The organism is Halobacillus sp. (genome assembly GCF_049282395.1).
GTDB lineage: Bacteria > Bacillota > Bacilli > Bacillales > Halobacillaceae > Halobacillus.
In genome coordinates, this window is the sequence record NZ_JBAPTY010000105.1 from 1 (window position 1) to 16,221 (window position 16,221).

Annotated in this window: 19 protein-coding genes and 1 pseudogene; 19 read left to right on the forward strand and 1 reads right to left on the reverse strand. The window is 41.1% G+C overall.

Annotation, left to right across the window (positions count from 1 at the left end; genetic code table 11):
* From WAM07_RS04935 to WAM07_RS04985, 11 genes and pseudogenes are all read left to right on the forward strand, one after another.
* A partial coding sequence (locus WAM07_RS04935; protein WP_422165282.1) for a 3-phosphoshikimate 1-carboxyvinyltransferase occupies positions 1 to 739 on the forward strand: 739 nt, incomplete at its 5' end.
* A gap of 65 nt (positions 740 to 804) precedes the next feature.
* Positions 805 to 1,677: a hypothetical protein gene (locus WAM07_RS04940; protein ID WP_422165284.1), complete on the forward strand. Its 873-nt coding sequence runs from the start codon at positions 805 to 807 to the stop codon at positions 1,675 to 1,677.
* A gap of 18 nt (positions 1,678 to 1,695) precedes the next feature.
* Positions 1,696 to 2,952, forward strand: coding sequence for a tetratricopeptide repeat protein (locus WAM07_RS04945; protein ID WP_422165286.1), 1,257 nt, complete (start codon positions 1,696 to 1,698; stop codon positions 2,950 to 2,952).
* A gap of 30 nt (positions 2,953 to 2,982) precedes the next feature.
* Complete coding sequence (locus tag WAM07_RS04950; protein WP_422165288.1) at positions 2,983 to 3,543, forward strand: ReoY family proteolytic degradation factor; 561 nt, start codon at positions 2,983 to 2,985, stop codon at positions 3,541 to 3,543.
* 95 nt (positions 3,544 to 3,638) lie between these two features.
* Complete coding sequence (locus WAM07_RS04955; RefSeq protein WP_422165290.1) at positions 3,639 to 4,094, forward strand: YpiF family protein; 456 nt, start codon at positions 3,639 to 3,641, stop codon at positions 4,092 to 4,094.
* Between the two features lie 130 nt (positions 4,095 to 4,224).
* The gene (locus WAM07_RS04960; RefSeq protein WP_422165291.1) at positions 4,225 to 4,731 is read left to right on the forward strand and encodes a ubiquinol-cytochrome c reductase iron-sulfur subunit; all 507 of its coding nucleotides are present in this window, start codon (positions 4,225 to 4,227) and stop codon (positions 4,729 to 4,731) included.
* 3 nt (positions 4,732 to 4,734) lie between these two features.
* On the forward strand, positions 4,735 to 5,409 hold the full coding sequence (qcrB, locus tag WAM07_RS04965) for a menaquinol-cytochrome c reductase cytochrome b subunit (RefSeq protein WP_014643505.1): 675 nt from the start codon (positions 4,735 to 4,737) through the stop codon (positions 5,407 to 5,409).
* Positions 5,410 to 5,437: 28 nt separating this feature from the next.
* Positions 5,438 to 6,193 (forward strand): annotated as a pseudogene (locus WAM07_RS04970) (c-type cytochrome); the annotation flags it as partial.
* A gap of 260 nt (positions 6,194 to 6,453) precedes the next feature.
* Positions 6,454 to 7,035, forward strand: coding sequence for a DUF1405 domain-containing protein (locus WAM07_RS04975; protein ID WP_422165293.1), 582 nt, complete (start codon positions 6,454 to 6,456; stop codon positions 7,033 to 7,035).
* Positions 7,036 to 7,093: 58 nt separating this feature from the next.
* On the forward strand, positions 7,094 to 7,804 hold the full coding sequence (locus WAM07_RS04980; protein ID WP_422165295.1) for a sporulation protein YpjB: 711 nt from the start codon (positions 7,094 to 7,096) through the stop codon (positions 7,802 to 7,804).
* A 71-nt stretch (positions 7,805 to 7,875) separates the two neighbouring features.
* Positions 7,876 to 8,550, forward strand: a complete 675-nt coding sequence (locus tag WAM07_RS04985) for a zinc metallopeptidase (RefSeq protein ID WP_041601656.1) — start codon at positions 7,876 to 7,878, stop codon at positions 8,548 to 8,550.
* Between the two features lie 61 nt (positions 8,551 to 8,611).
* Here WAM07_RS04985 and WAM07_RS04990 read toward each other — a convergent pair whose 3' ends face one another.
* On the reverse strand, positions 8,612 to 9,487 hold the full coding sequence (locus WAM07_RS04990) for a YitT family protein (RefSeq protein ID WP_422165333.1): 876 nt from the start codon (positions 9,485 to 9,487) through the stop codon (positions 8,612 to 8,614).
* Positions 9,488 to 9,638: 151 nt separating this feature from the next.
* On the opposite strand from WAM07_RS04990, the gene WAM07_RS04995 reads away from it, so the two are divergent.
* The 8 genes from WAM07_RS04995 to panC are packed head-to-tail and all read left to right on the forward strand — an operon-like array spanning position 9,639 to position 16,198.
* The gene (locus WAM07_RS04995; RefSeq protein ID WP_422165296.1) at positions 9,639 to 9,983 is read left to right on the forward strand and encodes a nucleotide pyrophosphohydrolase; all 345 of its coding nucleotides are present in this window, start codon (positions 9,639 to 9,641) and stop codon (positions 9,981 to 9,983) included.
* Positions 9,973 to 10,776, forward strand: a complete 804-nt coding sequence (gene dapB / locus WAM07_RS05000; RefSeq protein ID WP_422165298.1) for a 4-hydroxy-tetrahydrodipicolinate reductase — start codon at positions 9,973 to 9,975, stop codon at positions 10,774 to 10,776. Before WAM07_RS04995 ends, dapB begins: the two co-directional genes overlap by 11 nt.
* A gap of 15 nt (positions 10,777 to 10,791) precedes the next feature.
* The gene (locus WAM07_RS05005) at positions 10,792 to 11,208 is read left to right on the forward strand and encodes a methylglyoxal synthase (protein ID WP_014643497.1); all 417 of its coding nucleotides are present in this window, start codon (positions 10,792 to 10,794) and stop codon (positions 11,206 to 11,208) included.
* A gap of 4 nt (positions 11,209 to 11,212) precedes the next feature.
* Positions 11,213 to 12,340, forward strand: coding sequence for an N-acetyl-alpha-D-glucosaminyl L-malate synthase BshA (gene bshA, locus WAM07_RS05010; RefSeq protein ID WP_422165301.1), 1,128 nt, complete (start codon positions 11,213 to 11,215; stop codon positions 12,338 to 12,340).
* On the forward strand, positions 12,333 to 13,544 hold the full coding sequence (locus WAM07_RS05015; RefSeq protein ID WP_422165302.1) for a CCA tRNA nucleotidyltransferase: 1,212 nt from the start codon (positions 12,333 to 12,335) through the stop codon (positions 13,542 to 13,544). Before bshA ends, WAM07_RS05015 begins: the two co-directional genes overlap by 8 nt.
* Positions 13,520 to 14,512, forward strand: coding sequence for a biotin--[acetyl-CoA-carboxylase] ligase (locus WAM07_RS05020; protein ID WP_422165304.1), 993 nt, complete (start codon positions 13,520 to 13,522; stop codon positions 14,510 to 14,512). The genes WAM07_RS05015 and WAM07_RS05020 overlap by 25 nt, the downstream gene beginning before the upstream one ends.
* The gene (gene panB / locus WAM07_RS05025; protein ID WP_014643493.1) at positions 14,505 to 15,326 is read left to right on the forward strand and encodes a 3-methyl-2-oxobutanoate hydroxymethyltransferase; all 822 of its coding nucleotides are present in this window, start codon (positions 14,505 to 14,507) and stop codon (positions 15,324 to 15,326) included. The genes WAM07_RS05020 and panB overlap by 8 nt, the downstream gene beginning before the upstream one ends.
* Positions 15,327 to 15,337: 11 nt before the next feature.
* Positions 15,338 to 16,198, forward strand: coding sequence for a pantoate--beta-alanine ligase (panC, locus tag WAM07_RS05030; RefSeq protein WP_014643492.1), 861 nt, complete (start codon positions 15,338 to 15,340; stop codon positions 16,196 to 16,198).
* Positions 16,199 to 16,221 lie beyond the last annotated feature (23 nt).

The window sequence follows — 16,221 nt, forward strand, 5'->3', positions numbered from 1 at the left end:
AAAAACGACTGTGGTGGAACTTGGAATAACAAGAAACCATACCGAGATGCTGATGTCTCAATTTGGAATTAATATCAATGTAGAAGGTTCTAGGATTACTATAGACGGAGGTCAACAGCCTACAGCTTCTAATCTTAGAGTACCTGGGGACATTTCTTCTGCAGCATTCTTTATTGTTGCCGCTGCCATAAGTTCAAACAGTTCGCTCACAATAAAAGACGTTGGTCTTAATTCTACTAGAGATGGAATAATTAAGGTGATGAAACATATGGGCGCTTCTGTGGACGCTAACATACATTCTTATGTAGGCGATGAACCGGTCGGTGATATTCAAATTAAGTCTTCTCCTTTGAAAGCTGTCAGAATTGAAGGTGAAATGATTCCGAATTTAATTGATGAAATTCCAATCGTTGCCCTGGCAGCTACGCAGGCAGAAGGGACTACTGTTATAAAAGATGCTCGTGAATTAAGGTATAAAGAAACCGATCGAATTGCAGCAGTCGTGAATAATTTAAGAGCAATAGGGGCTCATATAGAACCGCAGGAAGATGGAATGATTATCCATGGGCCGACTCCACTAAAAGGAGGAAAAGTCGATTCATTTGGGGACCATAGAATCGGCATGATGGGAGCGATCGCCTCCCTCGTTTGTGATGCTCCAGTTACGATTGAGGACAAAGAGTGTATTAATATTTCTTACCCGACTTTTTTTGACCATTTAAATCAACTGACCAATTAAATAGTTTTCATAGTTTTCAGTAAGCTCTCATACGATATAAAAAGCCTGATGGAGGTTTGAATCGTATGGGAGCTTATTGGTTTAGTGCTTATGTAGAGAAAGAGGGTGGAGGAGAGGTAGAGGAACGGTTGGTTTATGGAGAGAAGTTTGTTCGTAATCATTCAGGAAGCAAACCTTATGTTCATATGAATACGGATGATCTCTTTGTAACACCTGGGTATGTAATGATTGATAACTTTGAGCCAATTTCCTTTAGTTCTACTCCGGAAGAAACAGCTGGGAATTACATAAAAAGAGGGTGTTCACTACTTCTTATTCAACACCTAGTGACTAGCATACGCCACTATCGTCGGCTTTATGACGAATATTTAAATAAATTATCCGGAATTCCAGTAAACTATATGGTGGTTCCAGTCATAAACGCTAAGCTTATCAAAGCTGAGATGGTCCGATTTTTTGCTAGAAAAGGATGCCCCTTTTTATGTATTGAAGTGGATTTGATCAATGACTTGAAAAATGTACCCTGGGAATGGCTGGTCCAGGCTCAGGCGTACAAGAGAATTCCGCTGACTATCCGTGTCAAAGATTCTGAAAATACGTCGAACAACTATTCAGAATTATGGTCTTCACTTAGTAAGCAGTATGGTATCATTAAGTTATCAGAGTTACAGGATGATGAAATAGTTTCGTTTCAAAATCTAAAGGATAGTGGGATTTTTCCCAGTCGAGGTCGTTTAACAGCAGGTGGGCAGGCTGATTATAATTTGTTTTGGAAAACTCAACATTCTTTGATTGATGAACAGGAGAAATTCATTTATCATAACCCTGTTCCAAATGTAACGATTATGAATGGGCAGGTTAAACAGGTCAATCAAACCTTGGTTGACCGTAAACCAGGCACGCATATTCAAGTGAAACTTCACAAGCATTTTGTTTAACAGAGAAAGGATGTCATCATGGAGGAAATACAAAAAGCAATTCGTCAGATGGAAGCCCATAAGACGGAAGATGCAATAGAAACTCTAACACAATATTTACCACATGCGGATGAAGAAGAGCGCTTTACCATTGCAGAACTCTACATTCAGTGGGGAATGATGGATGAAGCGAAAATGGTTCTTCAGGAACTGATTCAACGCTATCCAAAAGAGCAGGAATTGAAAGTGATGATGGCAGAAATTCATATCGATTTAGGGGAAGATGATGAAGCGATAGAACTATTGAATCAATTCGGTCCAGAAGATGAAGATTATTTGCAGGTACTCGTTCAATTAGCTGATTTATACCAGGCTCAAGGGTTATACGAAGTAGCTGAGCAAAAGTTATTAACTGCTAAGCAAGTAGAACCTAATTCAGCCATTATAGACTTTGCTTTAGGCGAGCTGGCTTTTTCAAATGGTGAATATTCAAAGTGTGTTCCTTATTACGAGAACGCTATGCATCACCAGCCGGTTATAGGAGATATAGAAGTAGCTACGCGTTTGGCAGAAGCGTATGCAGCCAATGGAGAATTTGAACAATCACTCGAATACTACCAAAATGTGGAAGAAGAGAATCCGGATGTAATGTTCCGCTATGGTTTTGTTGCTTTTCAAGCAAATCGTAATGATATAGCCATTAAGGTATGGGAACAGTTGATCGAAAAAGATCCTTATTTCCATTCGGTTTATCCTCACCTGGCACAGGCTTATGATTCAGAAGGTATGCCTCAGGAAGCCCTGGATATGGCTAAGAAAGGTCTGGCAAAAGATGAATTTAATAAAGAACTCTATCATCTTGCCGGTACGTTAACTCACAAACAAGGAAACAAAGATGAGGGTTACAGGCTGATGAGGGAAGCTGTAGCACTGGACCCAGGCTATAAGGAAGCGGTTTTATTCCTGATAGAGAACTTTAAAGAAGATGCTGACTATGAAGCGGTTATTGAACTTATTAATCAGTTGATCTCTCTTGGAGAGGAAGACCCTAATTACCTTTGGGAACTTGCCCAGGCTTATGAAGAGGAAGAGCAGTTTAAAGAAGCTTATGAGCAATATCAGCAGGCTTACCCTTCATTAAAAGAAGATACAGCATTCTTAAAAGCCTATGGATACTTTCTGATCGAAGAAGGCCGTATGAAGGAAGGACAGGAAGTATTTAGAGAATATTTAGCAATTGACCCTGCGGATACAGAAATTGAAGACTTTTTGGCGAGGCTTATGGAGCAAGAATGATTTGAATAATGAGGCGCGGGAGGGGCGCATATGCAAACACCTATATCTGTTGATGAAAAGAAAGACTTCGTTCGGTGGTTTCTAAATCATTATCAATTAAAGAAACGTGAAAGTGTATGGATCCTTAATTATTTAATGAATCATGAATCCTTACTTTCCAGTGTTCATTTTGTTCAGGAAGTGAAGTTCTGTCCTAGAGGTATGGAAATCAGCGCTCAAGGTGTATCCGATCCCCCATTTCGATTTTATAAAGGGCAAGTTATGACGAATGATGCTGAGAAATCGTTCCACGATTTGAGGATGAATCAAGATGAACCCGTTTATATTCAAATGAATTTCGATAATGCTCAGCAAAGTTCGAAATACGCTCTTGTATTAGAGGAAAACCCTTACCTTCCTAAAGATTATTATTTGAATGAGCGCGATAAAAACGAAGCGGAACGATTGCTGTCATTAAGTCTTCTTAAACACAGACAAAAAGAGTTGGAAGGGAAAATTGATACTGCTTTAATTGATGGCGAACGAGATAAATTTAAAGAATTGTGTAATGAATTAAGCAGTCTGAAACAGGATTTAAATACCTTCTTATAATATGCACTAGTCAGGAGCATTTTTTATCGCTCCTGACTTTTATTTTTTCGACAATCTAGTACAATAGAGAGAAGAAAGGCAGGAGATGATAGCCCGTGAGATGGACAGAGAAAGATATCAAACAATACTTACCTGAGAAAGAATATATTGATACTTTATTAATTCCAATGATTCCTTTTAACCCAGCATCTGATCAAATGATGGGCAAACAAGCGTTTCAAAGGGAAATCAATCAGATTTTTACCAGTCTGATTGAAAAAGAATATAGGGGACGAATATTTTTAGCTCCAGAGTATTATTACATAAGCGGAGCGGCAGAGACAGAAGTATCACGATTGAATAGCTGGATCAGTCAGTTTAGAAAACAACCTTTTACGCACGTTTTTCTTCTCACTTTTGATGCTAAATGGAAAAAATACGAGGATGAACTCACTGGAAAATTGTTGTGGGTTCCAGCAATTCAAAGTGGAAATATCCAATCTACAGAAACGCAATCATTTGTGAAAGAACAAGCTGGACAAATTAGTGAACTTATCCAGGCATACTGGTAATAGAAAAGTTATGACAAGCCTTGATAATTTATTGACCGCGCCTTGAGATTGCGCTATCATGGTAATGTCCTAGTAAACTGTGTGTAAAATATCCATGTCATATGGATTACAGCATAGAGGGGGGAAAAGAATGAGCGATAAAAAACGAGTATCCCGTCGTCAATTTTTGAACTACACACTGACTGGTGTAGGCGGCTTCATGGCAGCCGGAATGCTTGCACCAATGGTTCGGTTCGCAATTGATCCAGTATTGCAAACCAAAGAAGCCGGAGAAATGCACTCCGTTGCATCTGTTGATGAGATCACTAATGAACCAACAAGGGTGGAATGGACCATTGACCAGGTTGATGCTTGGTATGAATCAGAGGTTCAGAAAACAGCCTGGGTGTACAGAAATGAAAATGATGAGATTGTGGCACTTTCTCCGATCTGTACCCATTTGGGTTGTACGGTAGACTGGGCGTCCAACGAGGAATACCCACACCAATTCTACTGTCCATGTCACGGTGGACGTTATACCAAGGATGGAGTGAACGTTAAAGGAACACCTCCTACAGCGCCACTTCCAGTGTATGAACACAAAGTTGAAGAAGGCATGCTTTACCTTGGAGAAGCACAATCTAGAAAGGGGGCGTAACTCATGCTGCAAAGACTTTATGACTGGGTGGACGAGCGTGTAGATATTACACCATTGTGGCGTGATATCGCCGACCACGAGGTTCCAGAGCATGTCAACCCAGCCCATCACTTTTCAGCTTTTGTTTATTGTTTTGGTGGACTGACTTTTTTCATTACAGTCATTCAAATTTTGTCAGGTATGTTTCTGACCATGTACTATGTACCAGATATTGAGAATGCTTGGAAATCCGTTTATTATTTACAAAGAGAGGTAGCATACGGTCAAATCGTCCGCGGCATGCACCACTGGGGAGCGAGTCTTGTTATCGTAATGTTATTCTTACATACGTTACGGGTATTCTTCCAAGGCGCATACAAGAAACCTCGAGAGCTAAACTGGGTAATCGGAGTTCTGTTGTTCTTCGTTATGCTTGGTCTTGGTTTCACAGGGTACCTGCTTCCATGGGATAACAAAGCATATTTCGCTACTCAAGTAGGTCTTGAGATTGCTGCTGCAACACCATTTATAGGAGATGCGATACGAACGTTACTTGCGGGTGATCCATCGATCGTTGGGGCGCAAACCCTTACACGTTTCTTTGCGATCCACGTTTTCTTCTTGCCGGCCGCTTTGTTCGGATTAATGGCCTTTCACTTTATCTTAATCCGTAAACAAGGAATTTCCGGTCCACTATAAAATGTAAGTTAAAAAAGGAGGGAAAGCTGTGCATAGGGGAAAAGGGATGAAGTTCGTCGGTGACTCTCGAATTACCGCCGAATCTAAAGCCAATTTACCAAAAGACTACTCAGAGTATCCAGGCCGTACCGAAGCATTCTGGCCAAACTTCCTTCTGAAGGAATGGCTGGTAGGGTCCGTGTTTCTAATCGGTTTCCTTATTCTGACTGCTGCTCACCCGTCACCTTTAGAGCAACAGGCAGACCCAACCAACGCAGGTTATATTCCATTGCCTGACTGGTATTTCTTATTTCTATACCAATTTTTGAAATATGAATTTGCGGGTGGGGAATTTATTGTACTAGGTGCAATTGTTATGCCAGGACTGGCTTTTGGAGCTTTACTACTAGCTCCGTTTCTTGATAGAGGTCCTGAACGCCGTCCACATAAAAGACCGATTGCCGTTGGATTAATGCTTATTGGATTTATTGCTACCTTCTGGCTGACCTATGAATCGGTTCAACACGCTGACTATGAAACACGTGCTGAAAAATACGGGGTAAACGTAGAAGCTGTAGAATCAGAGATCGATAAGTCAGGCGAAGGATACGCTCTTTACGAAGCGAACTGTTTAAGCTGTCATGGTGACTCTTTACAGGGACAAGGGAATTATCCATCTTTAATTGACTCCCAGAAATCTGTAGATGAAATTAAAGATATTGCTGTAAATGGAATTGGGCAGATGCCGTCAGGTGTCTTTGGCGGCTCTGATGAAGAATTGCAAGTATTAGCTGAATATATTGCTAACGCCGGCTCAGGCGGAGGCGAAGGTTCAGGAGAAGGTTCTTCTGAAGGCGAAGGATCCGGTGAAGGTTCAGGAGAAAGCTCTTCTGAAGGTGAAGGATCTGGCGAAGGTTCAGGAGAAGGTTCTTCTGAAGGCGAAGGATCTGGTGAAGGTTCAGGAGAAGGTTCTTCCGAAAGTGAAGGATCAGGCTCAAGCGAATAAGTTTTTGATTATAGCCGCGCTCTAGGAGCGCGGCTTAATTTATATAGGGGGAGACAAAGTTGAAAGAATTAGTTTCCTATATACTCACAAATCGTGGGTTTTTGATCTTACTATTTATCGTCAATCTTCTTGGGACAATCTATGGATATATTTGGTATGGTAGTCAGTTAGCGGTTACAGAATTTAAGTTTTTAATATTTGTGCCTGACAGCCCCACGGCCAGCCTTTTTTTTACAATTTTCTTAGGTTTTTATATTTTTAATCGGAATGTCCCCTATATTGAGGCACTTGCTCTTATAACTCTTCTAAAATATGGACTATGGGCAGTGGTTATGAACGGGCTAACTTTCGCGGAATTTGGCAGTCTTCCCTGGACAGGTTATATGCTTATCGTGTCTCATGCTGCTATGGCATTCCAGGGTCTATTATATGCTCCGTTTTATTCTATACGGACGAGACATATCCTTGTTGCAGCCATATGGACACTGCATAATGATGTCATTGACTACGTTTTTGAACAGATGCCTGTTTACCCTGCGATTATGAAGTATATGGATCAGGTCGGGTATTTTACATTTTGGTTAAGCCTGGGATGTATAGCGGTGGCCTATATCGTTTCACAGAAGACTCAATCGGTCTAAATTCTGTCCTTTCATCATAGACTCTCTATAAGACTTTTTAAGAGAGGGGAGAAGTGGAATGGGACGGGCAATATTGATCTTACTATGTTCCGTTATTTTCACACTCACACCGATGAATAAGCATCTTTACCTATCTGGACATTCAGAGGATTGGACAGCCTTTTTCTTGCAGTACAAGCTTCTTATACAGGATGGAAAATACGAGTTAGCAAGCAAAGCCTTGAATAACCGCAGGACCGAATTGGAAAACTATTTGGAAAGCCTCTCCCCTCAAAAAGAGGAGATTGGGAAAGAGTTGCTCCAATCAGTGTTGACTGGTAAGCAGGCAGCTAATTCAGCTGATGCTGACCGATTGTATGTATTTATTGAAACGGTAAATCCAACGAGCTATCTGGAAAATATAAATAACCTCGTCTTTAACTATAAAAAGAGTCTGGATGCTGATTCTTACCTTACAGATGAAGAACTTCAAAACGAATGGGAGAAAGTTGTCCCAAGCCTTTTAACGTATTATTCTTATGAACAATTAATCCCTATTGGTGAACAACTATCGCAACTTTCAGATGGAGATTCCTATCAAATCCGTGAGACCATGGCAGTGGAATTGGATCAGCTGCCTGAAGCCTTGCCTGCTTTAAGTGGGGAAGCATTATTATGGACGGTATTGCTTATTGGAGGTACAATATTAATAACGTTGGCTTATGTGGCTGTTAGGAAATATCAAGCCATTGCCACTGTGAAAGGATCATTTAAGAGAGAAAATAGTTGATTTTTTCAGCTGGTTTGACTAAAATTGACCTAAGAACTTTATTTACATCCAAGACGGAGGAATGAACCATGATGAGTTTTATTCTTTACTTTGCCCTGATTTTAATTATTCCGATATGGGCTCAGTCAAAAGTAAAGAGCACCTACAAAAAGTATTCAAAAGTAGCTATTTCCTCATCCATGTCAGGAGCGGAAGTAGCTAGAAAAATATTAGATGATAACGGTCTGTTTAATGTAGCTGTAGAAGAAGTCAGAGGGCAGCTATCTGATCATTACGATCCTCGCTCTAAAGTTGTACGCTTATCTACAGATAATTTCCATGGGCGTTCGGCTGCCGGAGCTGCCGTTGCCGCGCACGAGGTAGGCCATGCGATCCAGGATGCTCAGGACTATGCGTTTTTACGTTTCCGCAGTGCGCTTGTACCAGTTGCGAGCTTCGGGTCAAACATCTCTATTTTCTTAATTATTGGTGGAGCTCTTCTTCAAATGACCGGCTTAATTTTTGCCGGAATTGTATTCTTTGCCTTTGCTGTGCTTTTCCAGCTGGTAACTCTACCCGTTGAGTTTGACGCTTCTAATCGAGCAATGACTCAGTTGGTGTCTACTGGAGTTATTAGAAATGAGGAAGAACGTCCGACGAAGAAGGTATTGAATGCTGCGGCTATGACTTATGTAGCTGGTGCGCTTGTAGCTCTAGCTGAACTGCTTCGCTTCATTTTCATGTTTTTTGGAATGGGAGAAGAATAATATAAAGTTATGCCCCGCCTCTCAATGGATGCGGGGCATTTTTTATGGAGTGATTTACATTCTAGTCCCTGATTGGGTTTTTATTTTCATCCAGCGTGAAACCTTCCCCCATTACGTCATGAACGTGACTGACGGCTACAAAGGCATGGGGATCTATGTGATCAATAATGGTTTTTAGGCGAACAATTTCGTTCTTGCCAATTACGCAGTAAAGAACGTCTCTTTTTTCACCTGAGAAAGATCCGCGTCCTTCGAGTATAGTAATGCCGCGATCCATTTCCTGCATAACTTTTCTGGAAATTTCATCACTTCTACCAGAGATTATGGTTGTACCGCGTGCGGCGTAGGCTCCTTCCTGAATAAAATCGATAACCTTAGCGCCGATAAAAACGGCTACAAGTGTGTACATACCTTTAATTGGGTTTAAATAAGTAATAATAGAAACAAAAATAACGACCGCATCAAATACAAACATGGCTCGTCCCATACTCCAGCCTAAGTATTTATTGATGAGGCGAGCAATGATATCCACGCCTCCTGTCGTTCCGCCGTACCGAAAGATAATGCCTAAACCTACTCCAATAAAGACACCTGCAAATAAAGAAGCTAACGTGAGGTCAGATGATAAATTAAATTCAATCATATAAATCTGGGAAACTCTAATAAATAAGGATACAGCAAGGATTCCAATTAATGAATAAAGGAATGTATTACGACCGAGTATCCTCCATCCTATGATTAAAACTGGGATATTGAGAATGATATTCATAAGGGCTGGATCCCAGTTAAATAAGTATAAAAGCAGTAATGTAATCCCAGTAAATCCTCCCTCACCGAGTTCATTTTGAATGTTAAAATGAACAAGACCAAATGAAAAAATAGCAGAACCAATTAAAATGAATAAAATGTTTTTAAGACGCAATCCGAATATTTTAATGACTGCTCACCTCCATAAATGTCATACGTTTCTCATTATAGAGTTTTCTTAATGAACAGGCAATTCTAAGTTTTTAGTTAAAAAATTTGTCAAATCGCCCCCTTTTGGCTACCATTTATAGAGATGCTACAGTAAAAAGGGAGCGGATAACGTGAATTATACTACAGAAGATATCCAAAAGCGGGTGGACAAATACATATCCCAGTTTAAGGAGGGCTATTTTTCTCCATTAAGTTTACAAGCCAGGCTTACTGAAGAAGTTGGTGAAATGGCTCGTGAAATCAACCATCATTATGGAGAGAAGCAAAAGAAATCGACAGAGAAAAACAAAGCGTTAGAAGAAGAATTAGGAGACGTCCTTTTTGTCTTAACTTGTTTTGCCAATTCTTTGGACATGGATTTATCGGAAGCATTCGAACAATCGATGAGTAAGATTGAAACACGAGACAAAGACCGTTGGACACGGAAAGAAGGAGAGAGTTCAAATGAGCAATAATATTAAGGTGATAGTAGCTGGACCTCGGGGTAAAATGGGGACAGAAGCTCTGAAATTAATTGAAAAAGAAGAGAACTTAACGCTCGTTGCCTGTTTAGACCGTAAAAACGGAGGAAAAAATGTTGTCGAAATAGATAATCTGCCAAACCTGGATGCACCTATTTTTGAGGATCCTGAGAAGTGTCTGAGTGAAATAGAAGCGGATGTGCTAATTGATTTAACAACTCCTGAAAATGGTTATAAGCACACAAAACTTGCCCTGGAACATGGTGTGCGTCCTGTTGTAGGAACTACAGGATTTACACCCGAACAATTAGAGGAATTGAAACAGCTCGCGGAAGAAAAACAAATTGGCGCTGTGATCGCTCCTAATTTCGCGGTAGGGGCTGTCCTAATGATGCAATTCTCTAAATGGGCCGCTAAGCATTTTCCAAACGTCGAAATCATTGAAAAACACCACGATCAGAAATTAGATGCTCCTTCTGGTACAGCTATTAAAACCGCTGAGCTCATTAGAGAAGTCAGAGAAAGTCATCATCAAGGTCACCCTAATGAAACGGAAAATTTAGCTGGTGCCCGCGGTGCAGACTCTGATGGAATGAAAATCCATAGTATGCGCCTTCCCGGATTAATTGCTCACCAGGAAGTTGTTTTTGGAGGACTTGGGCAGACACTTACAATTAAACACGATTCCCATCATCGTGAGTCATTTATGAGTGGTGTTAAATTAGCCACTGAAAAAGTCATGCACCTGGAAGTCCTGGTGTATGGTCTTGAACACTTATTAGACTAAAAGGGAGACGGAACGATGAATATTGCGTTAATCGCTCATGATAAGAAAAAAACGGATATTATACAGTTTGCTATAGCTTATAAAGAAACATTACAGAACCACCAGCTGTTTGCTACAGGAACGACCGGAAAACGCATCGCTGATGCATCAGGTCTTCCCATTACTAAATTTTTATCAGGCCCTTTAGGAGGAGATCAGCAAATAGGAGCGAAAATCGCTGAAGATGAAATGGATATGGTTATTTTCTTTCGTGATCCTTTAACTGCCCAGCCTCATGAGCCGGATATCAGTGCCCTGCTTCGTTTGTGTGATGTTCATCAGATTCCGCTTGCCACTAACCTGGCTGGAGCTGAAATACTCATTCACGCTCTCGATCGCGGCGATTTGGAGTGGCGAAAGATCATTAGAGAACAGAAGAAAGAGCAGGAGTGATCATATGGCTAAAATAGGAATTACCTGCTACCCTACAGTAGGGGGCTCAGGCGTGATCGCGACAGAACTTGGCAAGCTACTGGCAGAAAAAGGGCACGAGATTCATTTTGTAGCTTCCCAAGTTCCTTTTCGGTTAAATCGAGTTTATCCAAATATCTATTATCATGAAGTAGAAGTCAGTAACTATCCGGTTTTTCAGCATCCCCCTTATGATCTTGCGCTAGCTAATAAAATGGCTGAGGTCATAAACAGAGAAGAACTGGATATTCTCCATGTGCACTATGCTATGCCTCATGCTATCTGCGCTATTTTAGCTAAACAAATGGCTAAACGTGATGTGAAAATCATTACAACTCTTCACGGAACAGATATTACAGTACTGGGTATAGATTCGAGCTTAAAGCAAATGATCAAATTTGGCATTGAACAATCTGATAAGGTTACAGCTGTCTCTGACAGTTTAGTTCGGCAGACTCAAGAGCAGCTTTCGACTGATAAACCGATAGAAGTCATCTATAATTTTGTAGATGAGAGAGAATATTATCAAAAGTCCTCTTTTTCACTAAGAGAAGATTATTGTATTAAAGAAGAGGAAAAAGTAGTTATTCATATCTCAAATTTCCGCAAAGTAAAAAGAGTTCCTGAAGTTGTACATGCTTTCTCTAAAATTGCTGCTGAAGTCCCTGCAAAGCTTCTGCTTGTAGGGGATGGTCCTGAATATTCTGATGTCCATCAGCTTGTAAAAGATCTGGATCTCGAGGGGCAGGTGCTTTTTCTTGGGAAACAGGAAAATGTCAGCGATCTGCTATCCATCTCGGATTTAAAGTTACTGCTATCTGAAAAAGAAAGCTTTGGCCTCGTTCTTCTAGAAGCTATGGCTTGCGGGGTGCCGTGCATAGGCTCTAATATCGGAGGCATTCCAGAAGTTATTGACCACGGCGAGACCGGCTATATTGCTGAATTAGGTAACGTCGATCAGGTTGCTTATTTTGCCCTGAAGATGCTGACTGATGATGAATTAATGGACAGGCTTTCTGTTAATGCAAAGCAGGTGGTAGAAACAAAATTTGCCTCGGGAACCATTCTTAATCAATACGAAGAGCTTTATGATCGGGTGCTGAATAATGACTAATGGCAACGAAACAAAATTGAAAGCGGCTTTTGAATTATTAGCAAAGATAGAGGAGGGGGGAGGAGAAGCTTATATTGTAGGTGGAGCGGTGAGAGACTATCTTTCCAGCCGTCCACTTGGAGATATAGATATTGCTACGTCTGAGCCTCCCTCACATATTCAGAAAATGTTCGATAAAGTAATTCCTGTAGGTATTGAACATGGAACGGTAATTGTCCGTTTTCGCTCAGTTTCATACGAAGTAACCACATTTCGCACAGAAGAAGGATATGAAGATTACCGCCACCCCGATGAAGTTACATTTGTACGTGACATAAAGGCAGACCTTGCCAGGCGTGATTTTACGATCAATGCTATGGCTATGGATCGATATGGAACTATAATAGATCCTTATTATGGCCTTGCAGCGATTGAAAGCCGCCAAGTAAAAGCTGTGGGTGATCCTTTTGATCGGTTTACCGAGGACCCTTTACGAATGATGAGAGCCGCCCGGTTTTCAAGCCAGCTAGAATTTGAAGTGGAAAAAGATACGAGAGAGGCGATCGTAGCTAAGTCCAGCCTGCTTAGATATATATCTGTGGAGAGAATTGCAGTGGAAACATTGAAACTTTATCAGGGTCGTGGATACAAAAAAGCTATTTCACTGGTGAGTGATACTAATCTGATTACATACTTGCCAATCTTTAATACAATACCGTCTTTCCCAAATGTTGTGCCGCTTGTGCGGTTATCTTCCTGGCCTGAACTGGTCACCTATTACCTGGCTTATACTCCTTCGTTTTCTATTAAAGAATGGATGAAAAGGTGGAAGCTTTCCAATAAAGAGAGACGTGAAACGGAAGAATTGAATAATGCGTTGAACGAATACCTGGTTAAGAATCGTGTTACCCCCTGGCTATTGTATGTACTGCCTGAATCCTTACAAAGAGCTTTTGCTAGAGTTTTACAGGCTAAGGGTCTCGCTGATGAGTCCATCCTTGTTCTTTTAAAAGAGGGATGTAAGAACTTACCCATTCTCTCGAGCAGGGAGCTCGCCTTTCAGCCTCAGGACCTCATTTCTTTATATGCTGATAAACAAAAAGGGCCATGGATTTCTGAATACATGAAGGAAATAGAGCATCAAGTCGTTGAAAGACATTTACCCAATGATTATGAAAAAATAAAGGAGTGGGCATTACTGTGGAATCCACCCGAAAACAACTGATTGATTTATTGGAAAAGGAAAAGGGTTATGTATCTGGACAGCAGTTATCAGACTCATTAAATATTTCTCGCACGGCTGTGTGGAAGCACATGAATGAATTAAAAAAAGATGGCTACCAAATTGAAGCGGTTCGAAAGAAAGGATATAAAATCCTTTCATCTCCTGATAAGATTAGCGGCAATACACTTCAGTGGGGTCTGGAGACTAAATGGCTGGGACAGAAGCTCATCCATTACGATCAAGTTGAATCCACTCAGGAAATCGGACATCAATTAGCAAGCCAGGGTAAACCTCATGGAACGGTTGTAATAGCGGATGCACAAGGAAAAGGTAGAGGTAGAATGGCAAGGAACTGGCATTCTCCTAAAGGAAAGGGGATATGGATGAGTATTTTGCTGCGTCCTGACCTTCCTCCTATGAGAGCGCCTCAACTTACATTGCTTGCTGCTACCGTGCTTGCCAAGATGGTAAGGGAGAATACTAATCTTCACCCACAGATAAAATGGCCCAACGATTTGCTTATTGATCATAAAAAAGTCTCAGGAATCCTAACAGAAATGCAGGCTGAACATGACCAAATCCAATATGTTGTGTTAGGAATCGGCATGAACGTAAACCAGCAGTTGAATGAAATCCCGCAAGATATCCGACACAAGGCATCTTCTTTAAAGATTGAGTCCGGTCAAGAGTGGGATATCCAACAAACCATTCAATCGATCCTGCGTCTATTTGAAAATACATATGATAGTTATGTAGAGCAAGGGTTTGAACAAGTAAAGAAGGAATGGGAGCATTTTGGTTATCGGATTGGAGAAGAAGTTACCATATCGACTATGAGGCGGGAATGGCAGGCTACCCTTATTGGGATCGAGCCAGATGGAGCACTTCGAGCCAGAGATAAGGACGGGAATGAGGAGAAACTATATTCAGCCGAGATTCATTGGGGGGAAGGAGGATACCATGCTTAATAAAAGTCAGTTCATAAAAATGAAACAGGAGAAAGACAAAATAGCCATGATTACAAGTTATGATTATCCATCGGCTAAAATTGCTGAACAAGCGAAAGTAGATATGATTTTAGTGGGAGATAGCCTTGGAATGACGGTACTTGGGTATGATTCTACCATTCCTGTTACGATCGCTGATATGATTCATCACGGCAAAGCCGTGAAAAGAGGGGCTCCTGATACTTTCACGGTAGTAGACATGCCATTTATGTCCTACCACGTGTCCACCCAGGATTCTTTACACAACGCAAAGAAACTTTTTCAGGAAACAGGAGCTCAAGCTTTGAAACTGGAAGGAAGCGGTGAAGTCATTCAGACGATGGAAAAACTTGTGCACGCAGGTATACCGGTGGTGGGACATATAGGTTTAACCCCACAATCTGTTCACGTTTTAGGAGGGTACAGAGTTCAAGGGAAAGATAAGGCAACAGCAGCCCGTTTACTTCAAGAAGCAAAAGAGATTGAGGCTGCAGGAGCCATTGCCATTGTTCTGGAATGTATACCAAGACAATTAGCAGAAGTTATTTCAAGAGAATTGTTTATTCCTGCGATTGGTATAGGAGCAGGGGCAGAATGTGATGGACAAGTCCTCGTCTATCACGATATATTAAAATATGGAGTCGACCGCTTACCGAAATTTGTGAAACCTTACATGGATAGTAACCACGTACTGGGAGAAGCTGTTCAATCTTACGTGAATGATGTGAAATCAAAAGAATTCCCAGAAGTTAAACATACGTTCACGATGGATCCTGACAGTCTGCCAGACCTTTAAGGGGTATGAAAATGAAAGTTATAAAAGAGATAAAAGAAATGCAAAAAACGACTGCTGACCTTACCCGGGCAGGAAAGTCGATTGGGTTTGTACCAACAATGGGTTATTTACATGAAGGGCACGAACGTCTCCTTCAGGAAGCCCGGAAAGAAAACGATTATGTTATATTAAGTATCTACGTTAATCCTCTGCAATTTGGAGAGCATGAAGACCTGGATCATTATCCTAGAAATATTGATCATGATCTGTCTGTAGCGAAAAGAAATGATATAGACTTCATTTTCCTGCCTGAAAATAAAACGATGTACCCGGCTCCATTATCCATAGAAATGACGGTTAGCAAAAGAGCACACGTCTTATGCGGTCGAAGCCGTCCAGGACATTTTGAGGGTGTAGTGACTATTTTGACCAAGTTATTTAATATATGCCGTCCGACAAAGGCTTATTTTGGTCAAAAGGATGCCCAGCAGGTGGCCGTAGTGGATGCGCTTATTCAGGACTTCAATTTTCCTGTCCAGTTGGTTTCTGTACCAACAGTAAGAGAGGACGATGGTTTGGCTAAAAGCAGCCGCAATATTAATTTATCTCCACAGGAAAGATCAGAAGCACCTGCGATCCAGAAAGCTTTACAAAAGGGGAGGAGCCGCCTCATGCAGACTCGAAACCCTGACATACAGGAGGCTATACAAGAAACCCGGCAGTTTCTTGAAAGGGAAACTCGTGGTAAAATAGATTATATTGAGTTATTGTCGTATCCTGAGCTGGAGCCTATTGAAACCTTCGATCGGCAAGTAATTCTTGCTGCTGCTGTTTATTATGAGAATGCTCGATTAATAGATAATACGGTTTTCCACCCGGGAGATATATCTTAATGAAGAGGTTCGAGGAGGACTGA